General features: G+C 70.3%; 20 protein-coding genes and 1 pseudogene. 9 read left to right on the top strand and 12 right to left on the bottom strand.

All coding sequences use genetic code 11. The features are described 5' to 3' along the window. Nucleotides 1–138: 138 nt before the first annotated feature. Complete coding sequence (locus OG936_RS09000) at nucleotides 139–672, top strand: helix-turn-helix domain-containing protein (RefSeq protein WP_406500368.1); 534 nt, start codon at nucleotides 139–141, stop codon at nucleotides 670–672. A gap of 65 nt (nucleotides 673–737) precedes the next feature. On the opposite strand, the gene OG936_RS08995 is transcribed toward OG936_RS09000, so the two are convergent. Next, nucleotides 738–974, bottom strand: a complete 237-nt coding sequence (locus OG936_RS08995; protein WP_406493760.1) for a hypothetical protein — start codon at nucleotides 972–974, stop codon at nucleotides 738–740. Between the two features lie 257 nt (nucleotides 975–1,231). Here OG936_RS08995 and OG936_RS08990 point away from each other — a divergent pair, with 257 nt between their 5' ends. Continuing rightward, nucleotides 1,232–1,795, top strand: a complete 564-nt coding sequence (locus OG936_RS08990; RefSeq protein WP_406493758.1) for a hemerythrin domain-containing protein — start codon at nucleotides 1,232–1,234, stop codon at nucleotides 1,793–1,795. A 321-nt stretch (nucleotides 1,796–2,116) separates the two neighbouring features. Continuing rightward, entirely contained in the window at nucleotides 2,117–3,022 is a 906-nt protein-coding gene (locus OG936_RS08985) for a metallophosphoesterase family protein (RefSeq protein ID WP_406493755.1), read from the top strand. Between the two features lie 124 nt (nucleotides 3,023–3,146). Here OG936_RS08985 and OG936_RS08980 read toward each other — a convergent pair whose 3' ends face one another. After that, the gene (locus tag OG936_RS08980) at nucleotides 3,147–3,809 is read right to left on the bottom strand and encodes a ScbR family autoregulator-binding transcription factor (RefSeq protein WP_406493753.1); all 663 of its coding nucleotides are present in this window, start codon (nucleotides 3,807–3,809) and stop codon (nucleotides 3,147–3,149) included. Between the two features lie 133 nt (nucleotides 3,810–3,942). Here OG936_RS08980 and OG936_RS08975 point away from each other — a divergent pair, with 133 nt between their 5' ends. Together OG936_RS08975 and OG936_RS08970 are read left to right on the top strand one after the other, a co-directional pair. Further along, nucleotides 3,943–4,974 (top strand): ScbA/BarX family gamma-butyrolactone biosynthesis protein, encoded by a 1,032-nt coding sequence (locus tag OG936_RS08975; RefSeq protein WP_406493752.1) that lies wholly within the window; start codon nucleotides 3,943–3,945, stop codon nucleotides 4,972–4,974. Beyond that, nucleotides 4,971–5,909 (top strand): NAD-dependent epimerase/dehydratase family protein, encoded by a 939-nt coding sequence (locus OG936_RS08970; protein ID WP_406493750.1) that lies wholly within the window; start codon nucleotides 4,971–4,973, stop codon nucleotides 5,907–5,909. Before OG936_RS08975 ends, OG936_RS08970 begins: the two co-directional genes overlap by 4 nt. A 36-nt stretch (nucleotides 5,910–5,945) precedes the next feature. Here the strand turns inward: OG936_RS08970 and OG936_RS08965 are convergent, their stop codons facing one another. The 3 genes and pseudogenes from OG936_RS08965 to OG936_RS08955 form a co-directional block, all read right to left on the bottom strand. After that, the gene (locus tag OG936_RS08965; protein ID WP_406493749.1) at nucleotides 5,946–6,824 is read right to left on the bottom strand and encodes a PhzF family phenazine biosynthesis protein; all 879 of its coding nucleotides are present in this window, start codon (nucleotides 6,822–6,824) and stop codon (nucleotides 5,946–5,948) included. Between the two features lie 80 nt (nucleotides 6,825–6,904). Then, entirely contained in the window at nucleotides 6,905–7,372 is a 468-nt protein-coding gene (locus OG936_RS08960; RefSeq protein ID WP_406493747.1) for a lamin tail domain-containing protein, read from the bottom strand. Between the two features lie 199 nt (nucleotides 7,373–7,571). Beyond that, nucleotides 7,572–7,727: pseudogene (locus OG936_RS08955) on the bottom strand (SDR family NAD(P)-dependent oxidoreductase); the annotation flags it as partial. Between the two features lie 262 nt (nucleotides 7,728–7,989). Between OG936_RS08955 and OG936_RS08950 the strand changes: the two are divergent. Continuing rightward, on the top strand, nucleotides 7,990–9,618 hold the full coding sequence (locus tag OG936_RS08950) for an alkaline phosphatase D family protein (protein ID WP_406493745.1): 1,629 nt from the start codon (nucleotides 7,990–7,992) through the stop codon (nucleotides 9,616–9,618). 39 nt (nucleotides 9,619–9,657) lie between these two features. Here OG936_RS08950 and OG936_RS08945 read toward each other — a convergent pair whose 3' ends face one another. Next, on the bottom strand, nucleotides 9,658–10,662 hold the full coding sequence (locus OG936_RS08945; RefSeq protein WP_406500367.1) for a Gfo/Idh/MocA family protein: 1,005 nt from the start codon (nucleotides 10,660–10,662) through the stop codon (nucleotides 9,658–9,660). 86 nt (nucleotides 10,663–10,748) lie between these two features. Between OG936_RS08945 and OG936_RS08940 the strand changes: the two genes are divergently transcribed. Next, nucleotides 10,749–12,086: a multidrug effflux MFS transporter gene (locus OG936_RS08940; RefSeq protein WP_406493743.1), complete on the top strand. Its 1,338-nt coding sequence runs from the start codon at nucleotides 10,749–10,751 to the stop codon at nucleotides 12,084–12,086. A gap of 100 nt (nucleotides 12,087–12,186) precedes the next feature. Here OG936_RS08940 and OG936_RS08935 read toward each other — a convergent pair whose 3' ends face one another. Beyond that, nucleotides 12,187–13,494 (bottom strand): hypothetical protein, encoded by a 1,308-nt coding sequence (locus OG936_RS08935; protein WP_406493742.1) that lies wholly within the window; start codon nucleotides 13,492–13,494, stop codon nucleotides 12,187–12,189. A gap of 141 nt (nucleotides 13,495–13,635) precedes the next feature. Here OG936_RS08935 and OG936_RS08930 point away from each other — a divergent pair, with 141 nt between their 5' ends. Beyond that, nucleotides 13,636–14,631 (top strand): small ribosomal subunit Rsm22 family protein, encoded by a 996-nt coding sequence (locus OG936_RS08930; RefSeq protein WP_406493741.1) that lies wholly within the window; start codon nucleotides 13,636–13,638, stop codon nucleotides 14,629–14,631. A gap of 15 nt (nucleotides 14,632–14,646) precedes the next feature. On the opposite strand, the gene ddaH is transcribed toward OG936_RS08930, so the two are convergent. Further along, nucleotides 14,647–15,516, bottom strand: coding sequence for a dimethylargininase (gene ddaH, locus OG936_RS08925; protein ID WP_406493740.1), 870 nt, complete (start codon nucleotides 15,514–15,516; stop codon nucleotides 14,647–14,649). 277 nt (nucleotides 15,517–15,793) lie between these two features. Between ddaH and OG936_RS08920 the strand changes: the two genes are divergently transcribed. Next, nucleotides 15,794–16,540, top strand: coding sequence for a bifunctional DNA primase/polymerase (locus OG936_RS08920; RefSeq protein ID WP_406493738.1), 747 nt, complete (start codon nucleotides 15,794–15,796; stop codon nucleotides 16,538–16,540). 52 nt (nucleotides 16,541–16,592) lie between these two features. Here the strand turns inward: OG936_RS08920 and OG936_RS08915 are convergent, their stop codons facing one another. Genes OG936_RS08915 through efeO form a run of 4 tightly spaced genes read right to left on the bottom strand, consistent with a single transcriptional unit; the run spans nucleotide 16,593 to nucleotide 20,897 of the window. Beyond that, nucleotides 16,593–17,525 carry a hypothetical protein gene (locus tag OG936_RS08915; protein ID WP_406493736.1) on the bottom strand — a complete coding sequence of 311 codons (933 nt, stop codon included), beginning with the start codon at nucleotides 17,523–17,525 and terminating at the stop codon, nucleotides 16,593–16,595. Next, nucleotides 17,458–18,432: an iron uptake transporter permease EfeU gene (efeU, locus tag OG936_RS08910; protein WP_406493735.1), complete on the bottom strand. Its 975-nt coding sequence runs from the start codon at nucleotides 18,430–18,432 to the stop codon at nucleotides 17,458–17,460. Before efeU ends, OG936_RS08915 begins: the two co-directional genes overlap by 68 nt. A 30-nt stretch (nucleotides 18,433–18,462) precedes the next feature. Further along, nucleotides 18,463–19,740: an iron uptake transporter deferrochelatase/peroxidase subunit gene (gene efeB, locus OG936_RS08905; protein WP_406493733.1), complete on the bottom strand. Its 1,278-nt coding sequence runs from the start codon at nucleotides 19,738–19,740 to the stop codon at nucleotides 18,463–18,465. 20 nt (nucleotides 19,741–19,760) lie between these two features. Next, nucleotides 19,761–20,897 carry an iron uptake system protein EfeO gene (gene efeO / locus OG936_RS08900; RefSeq protein WP_406493732.1) on the bottom strand — a complete coding sequence of 379 codons (1,137 nt, stop codon included), beginning with the start codon at nucleotides 20,895–20,897 and terminating at the stop codon, nucleotides 19,761–19,763. Nucleotides 20,898–20,983 lie beyond the last annotated feature (86 nt).

The following is a 20,983-nucleotide window of genomic DNA, read 5'->3' as shown; positions in this document are numbered from 1 at the left end:
ACACAAAAGTGCACGAAGCTTCGACTGTCAACCGTTGACTCTTTGGCAATAATGTGCTGACCTCTGCAGGAGTCGCGTGGTTTGCTTACGCAAGCGTGCACAATAGTGTGCACGGCTCGGGCTAGGCTGAACGTCGTGATGGGAGATCAGCTACGCACGCTGCGGACGGAGGCAGGGCTCAGCCTGCGCGACCTCGCGACGCAGACCGGCCTGTCGGCGACCCTACTGAGCCAGGTGGAGCGAGGCATCCGCGAGCCGAGCCTCAAGACCCTCCGCGCCTTGAGCACGGTCTTCGGCCCATCGACCGCCTCGCTGTTCCATGAGCAAGCCCCGCTCACAGCTCACCACAGCCGCCCCGACGAACGCTCCCGCCTGCTCATGCCGAAAGGCCTCGTGCAGTACGAACGCCTGACCCCGAGCAACGGCCAGCTCGAAGTTCTGCTCGGCACGCTCGAACCGGGCCAGGCATCCAGCGACGAGCGGTGGGGCCATGTCGCGGTCGAATGCGCCTACGTCATCACCGGCACCGTCACGGTGCACGTTGCCGACCAGCGTTTCGAAGTGCAGGCGGGGGAGGCGCTGACCTTCGACGCCACACGGCCTCACCGCTACACAAACAACGGAAGAGAGGCGGCGACCTACCTGACGTCGGTGACACCACCCACGCCATAGCGAAACACCGCGAAGACCCCGGGGCCACGACGTCCGCCGGAAGGCAGCAGCCGAAGCAGTGTCTCTCAGCGCAGCCTCCAGTGAAACTTTCCGCCGCCCACCCACCGGACCACTTCCGGATCGTCGAGATCATGGACCCTGATGCCCGCGAGCGCGGCGACGGCGAGCACGTCCGTCATCGATGTCGCCTCGGCTACGACCTCCCCGTCGATCTCCACAAGGCGGAAGGGCGGATCACCCGGCTGCACATTCAGCACAGTGATCCGAGGCGTTGAGACACGGGGGCTCGCACTTTCGGTCATGCCTGGATGTTCCACGCCGACGGCGGCAGTATGCCCGGCGGCAGGGCCGCACGGTCCTAGATCACTCGGCTGAGCGAAGACGGCGTCCCCGGCCCGTCCGCACCGGGGGCGCGGATGGGCCGGAGAGGTGAGCGCGGAGTCTGTCGTCGCGCGCTCAGCGCGGGATGTCCGTCCCCGGCCTGTTGGGTGGTGCCCGCACCTCGCACCTCGCACCCCGCGCCGCGGGACAGCGAACCCGACCCGGGAAAGGGACTGTCATGGCACACGGCGGCAACGTGATCGCTGAGTTCACGGCCGATCATCGTGAGCTGGAGGAGCTCTTCGCCCGGATCGAGGCGCAGCCGGTCGATCATCCGCAACGGCGTGTGCTGGCGAACCGGCTGACGGCGGAGCTGGTGCGGCACTCGGTGGCCGAGGAGATGCACCTCTGTCCGACGGTTCGTAAACACGTCCGCGACGGGGAGGAGCTGGCGGAGAAGGAACTCGCCGAACACGTCAAGATCGAGCGGCTGCTCAGGGACCTCGAAGAGCTGCACGTAGACGATCCGCAGTTCAACGACATCGTCGCGAAGCTGAGACTGGAGGTCGCCTCCCACGTACGCGAGGAGGAACAGGAACTGTTCCCGAAGCTCGCGGCGTCCTGTTCCCCCGAGAAGCTGGACGAGCTGGGCCGGCTGGCCCGCCACACCAAGCAGACGGCCCGCACCTGTCCGCACTTCACCGTCCCGGACACCTCGCCCGCCCCGGAACTGCTCGTGCCCGGCGCGGGACTGGTGGACCGGGCACGTGACCTGGCGCACGGCCGAAGGACCACGGGCTGACCGACGGGCGGAGTGCCAGGGGCTGAAGGTCCTCGTCGTGGGCCGGCAGCCCCAGCCGCGGCAACTGAGGGAAGTGACCGCCGGCCTTCCCGGAGCGGACGCGTACCTTCACCGGCGCAGGGCAGGTGCCGGCGTCCGCCGCCTGATCCAGGAGTCCGCCGGGCGACAGGGCCTCCCCGCGGCCGGCCCGCGCCGCGGCCGACTGCCGCAGAAGCCGCCGGAGGGCGTGCACGGTGCGCAGCCGTTCCGAGCGGAAGCCGATGTGCCGGGACCGGTCATGGGGCACGATCTTGTCCAGTCACTTCTCGGGAAAGGCTCTCCATGTCCGAACGCGCCGATGGAAACCGTGGGTCTCTGCTCGCGGTGAGCGACCTTCACGCCGGGATGGCGGACAACCGCCGCATCATCGAGTCGCTGCGACCCGATTCGGACGAGGACTGGCTCATCATCGCCGGTGATGTCGCCGAGCGGGTCGAGGACGTGGAGTGGGCGCTGCGACTGCTCGTGGGCCGTTTCTCCCGGGTCGTCTGGGCCCCCGGGAACCACGAGCTGTGGACGACCAAGCACGACCCGGTCCAACTGCGCGGCCGGGAACGGTACGAGCGTCTGGTCGAGCTGTGCCGGAGCCTCGGGGTGTCCACCCCGCAGGACCCGTACCCGCTGTGGCCCGGCCCCGAAGGGCCGGTGGCCGTCGCGCCCGTGTTCCTGCTGTACGACTACAGCTTCCGGGCCCCGGGCACGACGACCAAGGAGGAGTCCCTGGCGTACGCGCACGAGACAGGGGTGGTGTGCACCGACGAGTTCCTGCTGCACCCCGACCCGTACCCGAGCCGGGACGCCTGGTGCCGGGCTCGGGTGGCGGAGACGGAACGACGCCTCGCCGCACACGATCCGGAGATTCCGCTGGTCATCGCCGGTCACTGGCCCCTGGTCCGGGAACCGATGGACGTCCTGACGTATCCCCAGTTCGCCCAGTGGTGCGGCACGGAGCTCACCGCCGACTGGCATCGGCGCTTCAATGTGGCGGCCGTGGTCTACGGGCATCTGCACATTCCCCGTACGACCTGGTACGACGGGGTGCGCTTCGAGGAGGTCTCCATCGGCTACCCCAGGGAATGGCGCGAGCGGGGTCATCCCAAGGGGCTGCTGCGGCGGATCCTGCCGTACTACGGGAACGGGGGCAGCACCGGGCCGGGTCTGTCCGTCGGTGAGCGCATACCCGGCTGACGGACAGGACGCGGACACCGACCGCCCCGAACGTCATCGCCCGCGGAATCGGCGATGCCCAGGTCGGCACCAGGAGAAGGTGGCGAGGGCAACCCGCGGCTCGTACTCAACCGGGCGGGCCGGTTCAGCGGGGAGTGCCGGCCTGACTGGGCACCGATTCGAGCGCGCCGACCAGGCGCCGGCCCCGGTCCTCGGCCATGTCGAGAGTGGCCAGCACGGACGGGGTCGAGATGCTCGGCAGCACGTAGTGCAGAAGTACAGAGATCCGGCGGCCCAAGTCCTCCCGCTTGCACAGGGCTTGGGACATCACCTGGATGCCGGAGAAGGAACCTGCCAGCATTTCGGCGGTCTCGCGGGGATCGACATGCGGCAGCAGCTCGCCCTGGTTCTTCGCGGCGACCAGCAGGTGTTCGAGCCGGTCTATCCAGGCGCGGAACGGGGTGCCCCGGTCGAGTCCTTCCACGGCCTGGTCCATGGCCAGTCCGACGCTGGCGCGTACCAGCGGCTCGTGACGGAGCCGGTGGGCGAGCAGCATGCCCTGGTCGACGAGCTCCTGAAGCTTCGTCAGCTGCGGGGGGAGCGGATCGCTGTCCAGCTGTACGTCCATCACCCCGAGTGCCAGGTCTTCCTTGGAGGTGAAATGGAAGTAGAGCGCACCTTTTGTCACCCCGGCCCGCGCGAGGATTTCGCTGATGGTGGCACTGCTGTAGCCACGTTCATCGAAAACGGCGGCGGCCGCCACCAGGATCGACCGTCGAGTCTGGATCGCGCGCGCCTGCTGTGCCATCAGCTACGAGTCTCTCTCGGTCGTGGCGTGGTCAGTGCCACTGGGATATGGCTGGATAGGAAAACCGGACTGTCAGTATCTTACTGCGGGGGCGGCCTGCCCTCCCGGTATGGATCCTCTGGGAGGAACTTTCATGGTTCAGCTCACCTCGCACAGCGCTTCGGCCGCCATGGAAGGCGTCGGGGCCGCAGATTTCACCGAATGTCCAGGAGCCGACGGTACGACGCCGGAGGGAAGACAGCCGGAGGCGGACTTCCTGGGGCAGCTGGTCCACCGGACCGACGCCGAGGACGTCTTCCCCACCGGCTGGACCCGGCAGACCGAGACCCAGTTCTCGGTAGCGGCCCGTTGGCCGCGGGCGCACCGCTTCTTCGCGCCCGTATCGGGCCGTCACCAGGACCCACTGCTGATCGCGGAGACCATGCGCCAGACGACGATGCTGCTGGGCCACGCGGCGTTCGGTGTCCCGATGGGGGATCAGTTCGTGATGTGGGAACTGGCATACGTCTCCGAGCCCGATCAGCTGCTCCTGGGAGAGGAGCCCTGGGACATCACGGTGGATGTGTCCTGCTCCCGGATCCGACGGGGCGTGCGGAGCATCAACTCCATGCACGTCGAGCTGCTCCTGCACCGCCTCGGCACCGTCCTGGCCAGTGGCGGCGGCCGGATCAGCTGCACCTCGGCCAAGGCGTACCGCAGGGTCCGGGACGGGCGGCAGGACGTGATCGGCGCCTCGATACCCCTCCTGCCCGCCGTCGCACCGGCCGTGGTGGGCAGGACCGATGAACTCGATGTCGTACTGGCGCCGGGCCCGCGGCACAACGTCTGGCAGCTGCGGCTCGACACCCGGCATCCGACGCTGTTCTCTCGGCCCAACGACCATGTGCCGGGCATTCTGCTGCTGGAGGCGGCCCGCCAGGCAGCCGTCGCCGTCACCCCCGGTCATGGCTTCCTCCCCAGGTCGGTGAAGACCGACTTCCTCCAGTACGTGGAACTCGACCGCCCCTGCTGGATCGAGGCCCGGCCCATCCCGACCGGCGACCCCGCGACGACCGGCGTGCACGTCTCGGCGACACAGAACGACCGGCCGGTGTTCGCCTGCACCCTCGAATCCCCGGGCCCGCGGCAGGTTGTGGCGAACGAGCGACAGGTCGGGCAGTCATGACGACGCGTGTACTCATCACCGGCGCGACCGGCTTCATCGGCAGCCACGTGGTGGCCGCGGCCCGGACCGTCCCCGGTCTCCGGCCGCGCCTGATGACCCACCGGACCGCCCTCCCCGCATCCGCCGTACCACCCGGCGCCGAGACGGTGTACGGGGACCTCGCCGACCCGGCGACGCTGCGCGGCAGCTGCGAGGGCGTCGACGCGGTGATCCACTGCGCCTCCTGGCTCGGCGGCGACGAACCGACCGCGCGGTCCGTGAACGCTCAAGGTACTCGGGCTCTGACCGAAGAGGCGGCCCGCTGCGGGGTCACCCGCATCGTCTACCTGAGCACGGCATCCGTCTACGGCCGGGGCCCGTTCACCGCGCTGCGGCCCGGACAGGCCGAACCCGCCCCGGCCTCGGCCACCAGCCTGACCCGCGCCGCCGCCGAGCAGCACATCCTCGCGGCGGGGGGCGTCGTGGTGCGCCCGCACCTCGTGTACGGGGCCGGGGACCGCTGGGCCGTGCCCGGGCTGGTCGGTCTGCTCCAGCAGCTCTCGGCCGTGCCGGCCGGGTGCGGGGCGCGGCACTCGATGATCGACGTACAGGCGCTGGGGCGGGCGCTGCTGGGCGCGGCACTGTCCCCGAAGGAACCAGCCGGGGTCTACCACGTCAACCACCCCGAACCGGTGAGCTCTTCGCAGCTGCTGTCCACCGTCGTCGACGAGCTGCGGCTGCCCTGGGGGGCCACCGGAATCGACGTGGACGCGGCCCGTGAGCGGCTCGCGGGTGTGCCCTACGCGCTGCACCACCTCGGCATGCTCGCCGTGGACCACTGGTTCACCGACGAACGGGTCGACCAGGACTTCGACTGGGAGCCGGGCGACGGCTTCACGACCGCCTTCGCCCGGCACGCCCCGTGGTACCGCCGGCACCTCGGCCTGAGCCCCTGACGGCCCCGGCCGCCGACGGCCCCCGGCGCCGTCGGGTCAGGCCTCGATCCGGGTACCCGTACCACTCACCCGGACCCGGGCGTCGCCGGCCCGGAGCTCGACCGTGAGTGTGCCGGGGCGGCCCATGTCCTCGCCCTGGTGGAGGGTGAGGACGGCGGTGTCCGGGACGAGGTCCAGCGCGCGCAGATAGGCGCCGAAGGCGGCCGCCGCCGCGCCCGTGGCGGGGTCCTCCACCACGCCGCCGACGGGGAACGGGTCGCGGACGTGGAAGACGGCCGGCGATGCCCGCCACACCAGTTGCAGGGTGGTCAGGTCCAGCCGGTGCATCAGGGCTTCGAGGCGCGCGAAGTCGTAGTCGAGGCCGGCGAGCCGCTCCCGGGTCGCGGCGGCCAGCACGAGGTGGCGGGCGCCCGCGTACGCGATCCGGGGCGGCAGGGCCGGGTCGAGATCGCCGGCCGGCCAGTCCAGGGCGGCCAGCGCTTCCGTCAGGTCGTCCGGGGCGATGTCCGTCACGTCCGGCTCGACGCTGGTGAGCGTGGCGCGGAGCTCGCCGCCCTCCCGGGTGACGGTGACCGGGACCGTACCCGCGGGGGTGCTGAACACCAGATCGCCGGGGCCGTCGCGCTCGGCGAGCGCCAGGGCCGTCGCCACGGTGGCATGACCGCAGAAGGGGACTTCGGCCTTCGGGCTGAAGTAGCGGATCGTGTATCCCCGGGCGGCCGACGGCCCTTCGTCGCCCGGCTCGTCCCGCCCGGTCAGAAAAGCCGATTCGCTGTAACCCAGCTCCGCCGCGACGGCGAGCATCGCCGCGTCGTCGAGACCGGACGCATCAAGGACAACACCTGCCGGATTGCCGCCCTCCGGGTCGGCGGAAAAGGCGGTGTAGCGCAGGATCTCGGCTGCATTCTGGTTCATGACGCAGGTCAACCCTGCCGCGGCCCGGGGCATTCCCGCTCCGGCCGGCCGGATGGTGCCCCGAGCCGCGGTTGCCCGGCTCAGTGGCAGTTCTTGGTGCCCGTGCTCGACTTCGTCCAGGAGCAGGAGTCCTGAAGCTTGCCGTTCGGCTTGATCAGCCGGGCCTTGTCACCGGTGTTGTTCCAGACGTACGAACCGCGGTTCCAGTAGACGTGGCCCGAGGCGTTCTTGCCCTTGCCCGTGTGGACCTTGACGGTCTTGCCCGCGCCGATGGTGTAGCTGCCGAAGGTGTACGTGTACCCGGTGTTGTCCTTGAGCTTGTAGCCCTTGAGCTGAAGCTTCGACTTGCCGTTGTTGTGGATGTCCACCCACTCGGCGTTGAGGGACGTGTTGGTACGGGTGTCCTTGCCGGGGCTGTCGTACTGGATCTTGCCGAGGTGCAGCCCGCCCTGGTGCGAGGCGGCCGAGGCCGGGGCAGTGAAGAGGAGCGAGCCGGTCAGGGCGGTGGCGGCGGCCAGGGCGAGCGGCGCGGCGGTACGTATGCGCATGCTGTGATCCTTGCGTGGAGTTCCGGTAAAGAACTGTGATCATAAGCGCAGCGCGCATCGACCCGAAGGGGATGTGCATATTCCGTTCGGGGTGTGGTCATTCGGATGGCAACCGCCCACGCCGGGCGGCCGGTTCGGGCGGCCCCGTCAGTCGCGGCCCACGTACGGCATCGCCGTCGCCAGGACCGTCGCGAACTGGCGCGGCGGTCTCGGCGAGGGGCTCCGGGCGCCGGCCCGTGAGCGCCACCGACCAGCCGGCGCCGGTCAGGGCGAGAGCCACCGCGCGACCGATTCCGGAGCCCGCGCCCGTCACGACCGCCGTCTTCGCGGTGGAATTCAACGGTTTGTTGCTCATGGGGCCGCAGCGTACGCCTTCCCGTCCAGCAGGTCGCGTGGGGCCACGCGGGGGCAAGGCGGCTTATACGGCGGCGGGTTCGCGTTGCGGATGGCCCATTTTGATGATCATGACATCCGTCGCATATGCGCGCTTTGTCGTGGGCATCCATTCCCGTCGTACTCCTCATCCGTGCGATGCCGGAGCGACGCGAACACGACAACCGCTCGATGTACCGGCCTGCTGCACCGTCCGAGTACACCACCAGCCAGGGGAGGGACAGATGACGCACTCATCGCACCAGCAGGAGCTGCGCGACGCCGCCAGGCACCTCGGACGCCGCCGCTTCCTCACCGTCACCGGCGCCGCCGCCGCGCTCGCCTTCTCGGTCAACCTGCCGGCCGCGGGTACCGCGAGCGCCGCCGAGCTGGACGCCCGGAAGATCAGTGAGGACCCGTTCACCCTCGGCGTCGCCTCCGGCGACCCGCTGCCCGACTCGGTCCTGCTGTGGACGAGACTCGCGCCCCGCCCGTACGAGACCGGCAGCGGACTGCCCCGGGCCCGGGTCCGGGTGGGCTGGGAACTCGCCCGCGACGAGCGCTTCTCCCGCGTCGTCCGGCGCGGATCGGCCACCGCCCACCCGGAGTTCGACCACAGCGTCCACGTCGAGATCAAGGGCCTCGAAGCGGACCGCGTCTTCTACTACCGCTTCCGCACCGGGAACTGGACCAGCCCCACCGGCCGGACCCGCACCGCGCCCGCCCGAGGCGCCCGCAACAGCGCGCTGACCCTGGCCGCCGTCTCCTGCCAGGCCTACCACCACGGCTACTTCACCGCGTACAAGCACCTCGCCCAGGAGGACGTCGACGTCGTCTTCCACCTCGGTGACTACCTCTACGAGTACGCCGTCAGCGCGAGGGGCGGAGCCCGTAACGACACCAGGCGCACGCTTCCCGCCCACTTCAACCGGGAGACGGTCACGCTGGAGGACTACCGGCTGCGCTACGGCCTCTACAAGTCCGACCCCGATCTGCGCGCCGCCCACGCCGCGCACCCCTTCGTCGTCACCTGGGACGACCACGAGACCGAGAACAACTACGCGGGCAAGATCCGCGAGAACGACGTACCACCGGCGGAATTCCTCCTGCGGCGTGCCGCAGCGTACCGGGCGTACTGGGAGAACCAGCCGCTGCGCGCCCCGCAGCGGCCGACCGGCCCGGACATGAAGCTCTACCGGCGCCTGCACTTCGGCCGCCTCGCCCAGTTCGACATCCTCGACACCCGCCAGTACCGCAGCGACCAGGCGTACGGCGACGGCTGGCAGAAGCCCGGACCGGAGTCCGAGAACCCCTCGCGCACCCTCACCGGAGCCACCCAGGAGCGCTGGCTGCTCAACGGCTGGCGCGCCTCGCACGCCACCTGGAACGTCGTACCGCAGCAGGTCACCTTCGCCCAGCGGCGCGACGTCCCCACCGACGCCTATCTGCTGTCGATGGACGCCTGGGACGGCTACCCCGCCTCCCGGGAACGGGTCCTGAAGGGAGCCGAGGCCGCCGGGATCGACAACCTGATGGTGCTGACCGGCGATGTGCACGTCGGCTACGGCTTCGACCTGAAGCGGGACTTCGACGACCCGTCCTCCCGCACCGTCGGCACGGAGATCGTCGCCACCTCCATCACCAGCGGCAAGGACGGCTCGGACAAGCCGGCCGCCTGGAACAACCAGATGCGGGCCAACCCGCACATGAAGTTCTTCAACGGCCGCCGCGGCTACGCCGTCATCACACTGAGCGCGCAGCGGGCGCGCGCGGACTACCGCACGGTGTCCGCCGTCACCACGCCCGGCGCGCCCCTCGCGACGGCCGGATCGTTCGTCACAGAGGTGGGGAACCAGGGCCTCACACCCGCGTAGGGCCCCGCCCCACGGACGGGCGCCGGTCAGCGGAGGCCGTCAGCCGAGGTCGTCGGCCGGGTAGCGGACGCCGATGCGGTCACGTACCGCGTCGAGCGTCCGCATCACGGCGAGGGAACCGTCCAGCGGCACCAGCGGCGACTCCGTCTCGCCGGCCCGCAGCGCCCGCGCCACCTCGGCCTGCTCGAACTGCATCCCGCGCAGCCCGTCGCCCGCCGCCCCCGCGGTGAACTCCTCCGGGTCGCGCCCCGGCCGGTGCAGCACGAACCGCTCCGGATAGAAGAAGCCGTGCGGAAAGTCGATCCTCCCCTTCGTCCCGGTGACCGTCGCGGTCACCGGGGTGTCCCCGACGAGCGAACAGTTCAACAGCGCCGAGGCGCCCGCCCCCGACCAGCTCAGCAGCATGGCCGTGTTCAGGTCGACCCCCTCCGGGGAGAGCAGCGCGTCGGCCTGCACCCGGTCCGGCTCGCCCAGCAGCAACTGCGCGAACGAGACCGGATAGACCCCGAGGTCCAGCAGCGCGCCGCCGCCCAGCGCCGGGTCGCGCAGCCGGTGCTCGGGGCCGAAGTCGCCCACGAACCCGAAGTCGGCCTGAACGGTACGGATATCGCCGATGGCGCCGTCCCGCACCAGCTCCGTCATGCGCCGGATGACCGGGTTGCAGTACGTCCACATGGCCTCCATCAGGAAGAGGCCGCGGTCCCGGGCGAGCTTCACCAGCTCCTCCGCCTCCCGCGCGTTGAGCGTGAACGCCTTCTCGCACAGCACGTGCTTCCCGGCCTCCAGGCAGAGCGCGGCGGCCTCCCGGTGCGCCGAGTGCGGCGTCGCCACATACACCACGTCGACCTCGTCGTCGGCGGCGAGCTCCGCCCAGCTGCCGTACGCCCGAGGTATCCCGAACCGCTGCGCGAACGCCTTCGCCGAGGCGTCCGTACGGGAGGCGACGGCCACCACCTCCGCGTCCGGCATCGCCCGCAGATCCTCGGTGAACGTCGCGGCGATACCGCCGGTCGCCAGGACGCCCCAACGCACTGCCCCACTCATGCCTGTCATGCCTGCTCCCCAAAAGGTCTCGACCGGTCCGGCAGAGCTGAGAGCATAGATGCGGATTCAACGACATGGAGATGAGAATGCCGGAGAGCGGCGCGAGCCGGGCCCAGCAGGAACGTACACACATACCGACCACCGGGACGGCGAACGGGACCGGGACCGAGGAGCCCGCGGCCACGGGCACACCTTTCGCAGAGCCCGCCGCCACCGAAGCGGCCCGGCGCACCGGACTCCTCGTCACCCTGGTCCTCGGCGGCCTCACCGCACTGCCACCGCTCTCCATGGACATGTACCTCCCGGCACTCCCCGCGGTCACCGAGTCCCTGCACGCCCCCGCCGCGACCGTCCAGCTCACCCTCACCGCCTGCCTCACCGGCATGGCGCTCGGCCAGGTCGTCGTCGGACCGATGAGCGACCGGTGGGGGAGGCGCAGGCCGCTGCTCCTCGGCATGATCATCTACGTCGTCGCCACCGCGATCTGTGTCTTCGCCCCCACCACGGAACTCCTCATCGGCTTCCGCCTCCTGCAGGGCCTGGCCGGTGCGGCGGGGATCGTCATCGCCCGCGCCGTGGTGCGCGACATGTACGACGGCGTGGAGATGGCCAGGTTCTTCTCCACACTGATGCTGATCTCCGGCGTCGCACCGGTCGTCGCGCCGCTGATCGGCGGACAGGTGCTGCGGTTCACCGACTGGCGGGGGATCTTCGCCGTCCTCACCGTCGTCGGCGCGCTGCTCACCCTGGTCGTCTGGAAGTGGCTGCACGAGACCCTGCCACCGCAGGACCGGCACACCGGCGGCATCGGCGACGCGCTGCGCACCATGCGCGGGCTGCTCGCCGACCGGGTCTTCGCCGGCTACATGATCGCGGGCAGCCTCGCCTTCGCCGCCCTCTTCGCGTACGTGAGCGCCTCGCCGTTCGTCGTGCAGGAGATTTACGGGGCCTCGCCGCAGACCTTCAGCCTGCTCTTCGGCGTCAACTCGGTCGGCCTGATCATCGTGGGCCAGATCAACGGCAAGGTGCTGGTCGGCCGGATCAGCCTGGACAAGGCGCTCGCCTTCGGCCTCTCGGTCATCGTGCTGGCCGCGACCGCGCTGCTGCTGATGACGACCGGGGTCTTCGGGGACGTGGGCCTGGTCCCGGTCGCGGCCGGGCTCTTCGTGCTGATGTCCGCGATGGGGCTCGCGATGCCGAACACGAACGCGCAGGCCCTGATGCGTACGAAGCACGCCGCCGGGTCCGCGTCCGCGCTGCTCGGCACGTCGTCGTTCCTCATCGGCGCCGTCGCCTCGCCGCTCGTCGGGATCGCGGGCGAGGGGACGGCCGTGCCGATGGCCGTCGTCCAACTGGTGTGCGCGGTGGGCGCGATGGCCTGCTTCCTGGGGATGTGCAGGCCTTGGCAGCGGGTAGTGGCGTAGCGGGGGAGCCCGAGGGCACGGCACATGGGGCCGTGCGAAAGGCCACAGCGGGCCTCGTGCACGGCACCCCGCGAGCCCGGCATGATCCGGACGGAGGACCTCAGCGCGCGCTCGGGTAGCCGATCAGATGCGGGCGGTCCTTCTCGTCCGTCCAGCGGAACAGGCCGACACCGTCCGACGTCACCGCGCCCGGAATCCGCTGGTTCGACGGCAGGGCGCCCGTCGTGCCGCTCCTGACCGCGACCGCGACGGGGGTGCCGCCGCCGGCCAGCACGTCCGCCGCGTTGCGCGCGTTCGCCGCGCCGTACGCGATGCCCTCGTCGTTCACCGACGCCAGCGTCAGCGGCTTCGTGCCGTCCGCCCCCTCGAAGCAGAAGCCCCGCTTCGTCAGCAGGTCGAAGGCGAGCGGCCCGGCCACCAGGAAGTTGCCCGAGGGCGCGGCGACGAGCTGCGGGTACTGGCCGGGCTTTATCGCGGGCTTGCTGCACTCCACCGAGGCGAGCGGCTTGCCCGTCTCCAGATCGTGCACCGTCCACAGGTCATGGGTGGCGGCGCGCTTCGCGCCCTTGGCGAGCTGCCACTTCGCCAGGATCAGCCCCGGGAGCACCGACGTCGGGATCCCGCTGAGCCGGTCGGTTCCCTTGGGCGCGATATCGCGGCTGAACCAGCCGCCCTGCACCCAGAACTCCTTGGACCCGCTGACCAGCAGGCCCTTCTGCGTCAGCCCGCGGACCTCGGTGAGCTGCTTGCAGGTCCTGCAGCCCTTCGGGTACTTGAGCCCGGGGGCGGTGACCTGCGACACCCGGCCGGTCGACGGGTCGATGACCGCGCTGTTCGTCCGGCCGTCACTGATGAGGACGCCGGGGCCGGTGGCGGAGACCGTGGGCACGGAGTTCCACGGCACCTCGACGCGCCGCCGGGAGCCGTCCCGCACGTCGTAGAAGTCCAGCGAGACGATCGTGTCGGCGGGGGTCAGCGCGTTCTCGCCGACCTTTCCGTACGACCACGTCACGTAGTACTCGTGGTCGTCCGCGGTGACCACGAGGAGCCTCGGGAAGTGCCGCGCGGACGGGGGCCGCCAGCTCTCCCCGTGCCAGCCGGCCTCCCCCGTCTCCGAGTCGATGGTCTGCAGCTGGTACCTGGTGTCCGAGACCCGCACGAGGTAGGCGAGAGTGCCCGTCGTACGGGACAGCGCGTAGTCGGGCGAGGTACCGATGAGCTCCCAGCCGCGCTTCGTCTCGAACACGGAGGGGACGGTGAGCCGGGTCACCGGGACCGAGGCCTTCTCCGCCCGTTTCTTCGGCTCGCCGGAACTCTTCTCACCGCCCGCGCAGGTGGCCAGCAGAAGAAGCATGGCCAGCACGAGCACTCCGCCGACCAGAACCAGGCGCACGATCTTCTGTCTCATGACTTCCCTCGATGGGCGATCCCGACCTCGCGGCGGTCAGCGTAGCAACTGGCGCAAGGGCCCCGGCAGTTCGCCTGTTCTGTGGTTCGCGGCCGGCGCCGGGCGGGAAGCGGCCGGACAGCCTCCGCCTACAATTTGCCGGTGAACGCCACCCTCCCCACCGCGGAAGCCCTGCGCACGGCGCTGGCCGCACTGCTCGACGGGCTGCCGCCCAAGCAGGCCCTCCAGGCCGTCGACCGGCTCATCGCCAACTACCGGGGGACCACTCCCACGGACGCCCCGGTGCTCCGCGACCGATCCGACGTCGCCGCCTACGCCGCGTACCGGATGCCCGCGACCTTCGAAGCGGTACGGTCCGCCCTCGCCGCACTCCAGGACGCCGCCCCCGACTGGGTGCCCGCCACGCACACCGACATCGGCGGCGGCACCGGAGCGGCGAGCTGGGCCGTGGCCGGTGCCTGGGAGGGGCCGCGGACCACCGTCCTGGACTGGGCCGAGCCCGCCCTCGCCCTGGGCCGCGAACTGGCCGGGATCTCCGGCATCCCCGCCCTGCGCGCCGCCGAGTGGCGCCGGGCCCGGATCGGCGCGGGCCTCGAACTCGCGCCCACGGACCTGATCACCGTCTCCTACGTACTCAAGGAACTGACGGCGGACGTCCGTGCCGCGCTCGTCGACACCGCGGCGGCCGCCGCACAGGCGGTCGTGGTCGTCGAGCCCGGCACCCCCGACGGCTACGCCCGGATCATCGAGGCCCGCGACCGGCTGATCGCCGCCGGGCTGAAGGTCGCCGCGCCCTGCCCGCACAGCGACGCCTGCCCCATCGAGCCGGGCACGGACTGGTGCCACTTCTCGGCCCGGGTCAGCCGCTCCTCGCTGCACCGGCAGGTCAAGGGCGGCTCGTTGCCGTACGAGGACGAGAAGTTCAGCTACGTCGTGGCGACCCGCTTCGAGACGGAGCCCGTCCCGGCGCGCGTCACCCGCAAGCCGCAGATCCGCAAGGGGCAGGTGCTGCTCGACCTGTGCACCCGTGACGAGGCCCTGCGGCGCGCCACGGTCACCAAGCGGCACGGCGAGCTGTACCGGGCCGCCCGGGACGTCGCGTGGGGCGACGCGTGGCCGCCCGGCGAGGACACCTGAGGGCGGCCCGCTCACTCACCCCCGCAGCTCCTGGGTGCAGCACTTCACACTGCCGCCGCCCTTCAGCAGCTCGCCCAGATCCATCGGCACCGGCTCGAAGCCGCGTGTCCGCAACGGATCGAACAGCCCCGTGGCGGCCTGCGGCAGCAGTACGTGGAGCCCGTCGCTCACCGCGTTCAGACCGAGCGCGGCGGCGTCCGCCTCCTCAGCGATCAGCGCGTCGGGGAAGAGCCGCGCCAGTACCGACCGGCTCCCCGGCGAGAACGCCCCCGGGTAGTACATGATCTCGTCGCCCGCCTCGTCGAGCACGGACAGGGCCGTGTCCAGGTGGTAGTAGCGCGGGTCGATCAGATCGAGCCCGATCACCGGTCGCCCGAAGAACTCCTGCGCCTCGTCGTGCGAGAGCGGGCTGGACCGGAAGCCCCGCCCGGCCAGGAGGTACGACGCGGTGACCGCGAAGTCGCCCTCGCCCTCGTTGACGTGGTCCGGCTCATGGATCTCGGTGAAGCCGTTGGCCCGGAACCACTCGCGATGGGCCCCGGCCTCCGCGTGCCGCTCCCGGTACGCGAACCGGGCACCCAGCACCCGGCCGTCGACCACCGTGGCGCCGTTGGCGGCGAAGACCATGTCGGGCAGCTCGGGCCGGGGCGTGAGCAGCTCCACGGTGTGCCCGAGGGCGCGGTAGCGGTCCCGCAGGTCCTCCCACTGGGTCTGGGCCAGGGGGAGATCCACGGGCTTGCTGGGGTCCATCCAGGGATTGATGGAGTACGTCACCCTGAAGTGGACGGGAGGACACATCAGGTAACGGCGGGGTGTGGCTCGACGGCAAGAGGTGCGGCGCGACGCGCCTCCGTGAGGGGTGTTGGACGGGAGACGGGTGGGCAAGGAAGGCTCCTCACGAATGGCGGGCAGGGGTGGCCTGCCGAGGGGACTTCGCACGGGTGTGTGCGTGAGCCCATCGTCCGCTCTCCGGGGCCGGTTGCGCAGTGATCCGATCGGGTGGTTCCGCACGGTGAGGAGGCACACCCGTCATTTCATGACAAGAAGTGGCATAGAGCCCAGCTCGTGGCGCTGTCTTGCCCACCCCGCTTCGGGACTCCGGCCACCCGAGGCGCAGGATGGTGGGACCATGGGCAGGGGCAACGTAGAGGTAAGGGGATAGATGGGCGCCGATTTCGGTCGTTATCGCGGCTCGGAGAGCAGATTTTCCCAATGGCTTCGCCGCCGACCCAAACCGCAGCAGAGCGAGGTCGACGGCACCGCCCGGGAGGCGCTGCTCCTGGCTGTCGCCGAAGCCGGAATGCCGATCGCGCCCGCCGCCCACCCGGTCGGCTACCGATGTTCGTGCGAACGCATCGGCTGTCCCACCCCCGCCCGGCACCCCATCTCCTTCGCCTGGCAGACGCAGTCCACCACCGACCGCGCCCAGATCGAGCGCTGGGCCGGCAGCCAGCCGCAGGCCAACTTCATCACCGCGACCGGCATGATCCACGACGTTCTCGACGTGCCGCTGTCCGTGGGCGGCCAGGCACTGGAGCGGCTCCTCGCCGCGGGCATCGATGTCGGCCCAGTCGCCCGGTCCGGCGACGACCGGATGCTCTTCTTCACCGCCACCCGCGGTACCCCCGAGGACGAGGACGAGTGGTGGCCGTGCGAGCTGGACTGCCACCCCGAGACCATGGACGAGCATCCGGGACTGCGGTGGCACTGCCGCGGCAGCTACGTGCTCCTGCCGCCGGCCAGGCTTCCCGGTGAGCTGGACGTGCGGTGGGTGCGGGGGCCGGAGAACCCGCTGCCCGATCCGCTGACACTGCTGGAGACACTCACCGACGCGTGCGCGCAGTACGCGGACGCGGCGGACCGGAGCGATCTCGACCACGGCTCGGTGGCGTGGCCGCCGAGCCGTTGAGCCGGTAGGGGTGACGGGTGACGGGGCGGCTCGGTGAGTCCGGCCGCCCCGGTCACGAGCCCTTGGCCGCAGTCAGGCCCGGCAGCCGGTTCAGCGTGACCACCTTGCCGTCCTTCGCGCCCTTCTTCGGGACGTACACCAACTGGCTGGAGACCCGTTCCTTGGTGAGGGTGGACTTCACCTCACCGGTCATCAGCGCCTCCACATCCGGGTTGAGCGGCGGGCGCAGTCCCGGTGCCGCCGTCTGCTGTTCGAAGTGCTTGCTGCTGAAGAAGACCAGCGCCCCGCCGTCCTTCGTCGCCAGGCCGAGCGGCGCGAACGTACCGCTGTCCAGCGGCTGGTCGATGTACTGGTACGAGAAGCCCGCCCGCCGGGTCGTGCGGCGCGCCTCCCGCCAGCCCGACGTGGCGCTGCTGGGAGCGAAGACGTCCGGCGCGCCCTTCTGCAGGTAGTCCGTGTACTGAGTGCTCAAGTCCTGTGGTGCCACGGCCAGTTCCGCGCTGTCCGCGGCGACCGGATCGGCGCTGCCGTCGCTGTCCTTCGCGAGGGCGGGCAGCCTGGACGGTGCGACGACCGACAGATAGGCCGTCTTCCACTTCGCGCCGGGCCCGGACTTGACGAAGACGAGCAGCCAGCGGGTGTCCAGCTTCCCGCCGTCCTCGTCGCGGTTGGAGTCGGTGTCCGCGAGGAACCAGCGCGGCCAGCCGGCCTTCTTGGGGATGACGTATCGGGCGTCGGTCAGCTCCAGCGGCTGGTGATTCGCGTTGCCGTCCGGATTGTTCTTCTGCCGTGCCTTCAGCCCGGCCTGGTTGATCGCGCCGAGCGGGCCGGTGACCCGGTCCGCGTCCAGAGCCGGGTCGTACGCCTTGTCCGCCGCGTTGTACGCGGCGGTGAAGTCCTTCAGGGCCTGAGCGGCCTCAGACCCGGTTGCCGCCGGCACCACTTCCAGCTCGCCGTGCACCGTCACGCACCCGCTCGCCGTCATGGCCAGCACCGTCGCCGTCGCGAGCCCCGTCGCCAGCCGAATCGGCCTCAGACTTCTCATCCGCTGCTTTCCGCGCCTTCTGATCCGTCGTCTTCCCCTCTGACCGTCCGAACCCTACCGGGGCGAGGAACAGCGCGAGAGTGGGGATCAGGTACAGCGCCCACACCGTGATCTGGAGAACGGTCGGGTCGGGCTGGAAGTTGAACGTGCCCTTCAGCAGCGTGCCGTACCAGCTGTCCGGCGGAATCGCGGCACTGATGTCGAACGCCTGGTTGTGGATGCCGCCCAGGAACTCGGCCTCCTGCAGGTCGTGGACGCCGTACGCGAGCACACCCGCGGCGACGATCACCAGCATCCCGCCGGTCCAGGTGAAGAACTTCGACAGGTTGATCTTCAGCGCACCCCGGTAGAACAGCCAGCCCAGGACGACGGCGGCACCGATCCCGAGGAACGCACCGATCATCGGGTGCCAGCCGTCGTCCGCCGCGTGCACCGCGCGCCACACGAACAGCGAGGTCTCCAGGCCCTCCCGGCCCACCGCGAGAAGTGCCGTGGCGACCAGCGCGCCGGTCCCCATCGCGAGTGCCGCGTCGAGCTTCCCGTGCAGCTCCGTCTTCAGGTGCCGCGCGGTGCGCCGCATCCAGAACACCATCCAGGTGACCAGGCCGACGGAGACGATCGACAGCGAACCGCCGAGCGCCTCCTGGGCCTTGAACGTCATCTCCTGCGAGCCGAATTCGAGGCCGGCGCCGAACGCCAGGCTGACGACGATCGCGATACCGACACCGATCCAGATCGGCACCAGCTTGTTCTTGTTGCCGGTCTTCACCAGATAGGCGATGAGGATGCAGACGACCAGGCTGGCCTCAAGGCCCTCGCGCAGGCCGATCAGGAAGTTGCTGAACACGTTCCGGTTCTCCTTTTCTGCTTCGGCCCGTTACGAGAACAGCGCCCGGCCCCACCAGTCGTCCTTGTCGCGGACGCCCGGCGGGACGGCGAAGTGCGCCGAACCCACGTGCTGGATGTATTGGTTGAGCGCGTCGTGCGCCGCGAGACTCCGCTGCAACGGGATGAAGGCCTTGCGGGAATCGTGCTGGTAGGCGAGGAAGAACAGCCCGGCGTCGAGCCGGCCGAGGCCGTCCGTGCCGTCGGTGAACGAGTAACCGCGGCGCAGCATCGTCGCGCCGCTGTTGCTGTCCGGGTGGGCGAGCCGCACATGCGCGGTCGGCAGCATCGCCTTCAGGAACGGCTCGTCGTGCTCCTTGGGCTTGCCGACCGCGGCTCCCTCGCCCTTGTCGCGGCCGAAGACGTCCTCCTGCTCCTGGAGCGATGTGCGGTCCCAGGTCTCGATGTGCATCCGGATGCGCCGGGCCACCAGGTACGAACCCCCGGTCATCCAGCCCGCGTCCTCCTTCTCGCCCACCCACACGTGCTTGTCCAGGGCGGCGGTGTCGGTGCCGGAGATGTTCCGGGTGCCGTCCTTGAAGCCGAACATGTTGCGCGGGGTCTGGGCGTCGGGCGTCGTCGAGGACGTCTTGCCGAAGCCCAGCTGGGACCAGCGGATCGCGGTGCGGCCCATGCCGATCCTGGCCAGGTTGCGGATGGCGTGCACCGCGACCTGCGGGTCGTCCGCGCAGGCCTGGACGCAGAGGTCGCCGCCGCTGCGGGCCGCGTCGAGGTTGTCACCGGGGAACTTCGGCAGATCGACGAGCGCCTCGGGACGCTTGTCCTCCAGGCCGAAGCGGCCCTTGGCGAAGAGCGAGGGGCCGAAGCCGATGGTGAGTGTGAGCCGGGACGGCTTGAGCCCCAGCGCCTCGCCCGTGTCGTCCGGCGGGGCCTCGGCGAGACCGCCGTACGCGCCCTCGCCGACCGCGTGACCGGCCGCCATCCGCTCGGCCGCCCGGGTCCACTCCTTGAGCAGCGAGACCAGTTCGGCGCGGTCCTTCGTCGTCACGTCGAACGCGGCGAAGTGCAGCCTGTCCTGTACGGCGGTGGCGATACCGGCCTGGTGCGCACCGTGGAACGGCACGGCCGCCCCGCTGTCCGCGGCCGGCACCGGGTCGCTCCCCGGACGCACCGCGGCGACCGCGCCTCCGGCCGCGACGGCGCCGAGCGCCAGCCCGGCGCCGCCCCAGCCGAGCAGCGCCCGGCGGGACGGGGCGGGGCCGCCGGAGGCCGCCGCGGGTTCGGTGGTCTCCTGCTTCTGATCGGGCATGACCGGTCTCTCCCCGCCCGTTACTTCGTCACCGCGGCGGCGAGCCGGGACAGCGGCTCGGCCAGCGCGTTGACGGCGTCCGACAGCTCCTTGCGATCGGCCTTGCCGACCTTCTCGTACGAGGTGAACTCGTAGGAGCTCTTGTCCTTGCGGTACTTGTCCAGCAGCGTGTTCAGCGCCGCGAACTGCTTGTCCAGGGACGCCGTCAGCGCCGGGTCGTTCTTCGAGGCGACCGGCTTCAGCAGCTCGTAGGACTTCTGCGCGCCCTCGACGTTGCCCTTGAAGTCGATCAGGTCGGTGTGGCTGTAGCGCTCCTCCTCGCCGGTGACCTTGCCGGTCGCGACCTCGTCGAGGAGCTCCTTGGCACCGTTGGCCATCGACGTCGGGGTGATGTCCGCCGTGCCGACCCGCTTCTGCCAGTCGAGCAGGTCCTTGTAGAGGACCGGCGCGAGGGCCTTCTCCTCGGCGCCGAGCTTCTTGTCGTGCCACAGCGCCTTTTCGAGACGGTGCCAGCCGGTCCACTTCTGGCCTGCCTCCAGGCCGTCCTCGCGGAGGTCCACCTTCGGGTCGATGTCACCGAACGACTCGGCGACCGGCTCCGTGCGCTCCCAGCCGAGCCGGGAATCCGCGTAGATCTTCTTGGCGGCCTCGATGTCCCCGGCCGCCACGGCGTCCGTGAACTTCTTGGCCTTCGGCAGCGTCTCGTCGGCCTGGGCCTGGACGTAGGTGCGGTACTCGGCGACGGCCTTGTCCATCTCGGGGCTGCGCTTGGCCGTGACGGCGCCGGTGACCTCGATCTTCTGCCGGATGCCGTTGCCCTTCATGCCCGGCTTGCAGGCGATCTCGTACGAACCGGCCTTGATCTCGGCCGTGATGGTGGCCTTGGTGCCGGGCCCGATGTTCTCGCGCTCGGCGACGATGCGGTCGTCCGGGAACAGGACGTAGACCTCGGTGACCTTCGAGCCCTTGTTCTGCACGGCCATTTCGATGTGACCGGCGGGCAGCTTCTTCTTCGAGACCTCGCAGGAGTCGTCCTTCGCGACGACCTGCAGAGCCCCGTCGCCCTTGCCGTCGCTCTTCTGTGCACAGCCCGTGACGGCGGTCAGGGCTGCCACCGTGGCGGCAGCGGTGACGACGGAGAAACGAACGGCTCGCATACGGGCTCCACAGAAGATGAAGGAGAAGGAGGAGAACGGGACAAAGACGGTCGGACAAAGGCAGGTGAGGCAGACCTAACTTAACC

Origin of the sequence: Streptomyces sp. NBC_00846, assembly GCF_045207325.1 — a bacterium.
In the GTDB taxonomy this organism is placed as follows: domain Bacteria; phylum Actinomycetota; class Actinomycetes; order Streptomycetales; family Streptomycetaceae; genus Streptomyces.
This window is presented reverse-complemented; position numbering and strand designations above follow the sequence as displayed.

Coding starts and splice junctions, on each gene's coding strand:
- OG936_RS08950 (WP_406493745.1), top strand. CDS start 7,990: ATGACGCACTCATCGCACCAGCAGGAGCTGCGCGACGCCGCCAGGCAC.
- OG936_RS08995 (WP_406493760.1), bottom strand. CDS start 974: ATGACCGAAAGTGCGAGCCCCCGTGTCTCAACGCCTCGGATCACTGTG.
- efeB (WP_406493733.1), bottom strand. CDS start 19,740: ATGCCCGATCAGAAGCAGGAGACCACCGAACCCGCGGCGGCCTCCGGC.
- OG936_RS08965 (WP_406493749.1), bottom strand. CDS start 6,824: ATGAACCAGAATGCAGCCGAGATCCTGCGCTACACCGCCTTTTCCGCC.
- efeO (WP_406493732.1), bottom strand. CDS start 20,897: ATGCGAGCCGTTCGTTTCTCCGTCGTCACCGCTGCCGCCACGGTGGCA.
- OG936_RS08985 (WP_406493755.1), top strand. CDS start 2,117: ATGTCCGAACGCGCCGATGGAAACCGTGGGTCTCTGCTCGCGGTGAGC.
- OG936_RS08975 (WP_406493752.1), top strand. CDS start 3,943: ATGGTTCAGCTCACCTCGCACAGCGCTTCGGCCGCCATGGAAGGCGTC.
- OG936_RS08935 (WP_406493742.1), bottom strand. CDS start 13,494: ATGAGACAGAAGATCGTGCGCCTGGTTCTGGTCGGCGGAGTGCTCGTG.
- OG936_RS08945 (WP_406500367.1), bottom strand. CDS start 10,662: ATGAGTGGGGCAGTGCGTTGGGGCGTCCTGGCGACCGGCGGTATCGCC.
- OG936_RS08960 (WP_406493747.1), bottom strand. CDS start 7,372: ATGCGCATACGTACCGCCGCGCCGCTCGCCCTGGCCGCCGCCACCGCC.
- OG936_RS08970 (WP_406493750.1), top strand. CDS start 4,971: ATGACGACGCGTGTACTCATCACCGGCGCGACCGGCTTCATCGGCAGC.
- OG936_RS08990 (WP_406493758.1), top strand. CDS start 1,232: ATGGCACACGGCGGCAACGTGATCGCTGAGTTCACGGCCGATCATCGT.
- OG936_RS08915 (WP_406493736.1), bottom strand. CDS start 17,525: ATGACGGCGAGCGGGTGCGTGACGGTGCACGGCGAGCTGGAAGTGGTG.
- OG936_RS08940 (WP_406493743.1), top strand. CDS start 10,749: ATGCCGGAGAGCGGCGCGAGCCGGGCCCAGCAGGAACGTACACACATA.
- OG936_RS08980 (WP_406493753.1), bottom strand. CDS start 3,809: ATGGCACAGCAGGCGCGCGCGATCCAGACTCGACGGTCGATCCTGGTG.
- OG936_RS08920 (WP_406493738.1), top strand. CDS start 15,794: ATGGGCGCCGATTTCGGTCGTTATCGCGGCTCGGAGAGCAGATTTTCC.
- OG936_RS09000 (WP_406500368.1), top strand. CDS start 139: ATGGGAGATCAGCTACGCACGCTGCGGACGGAGGCAGGGCTCAGCCTG.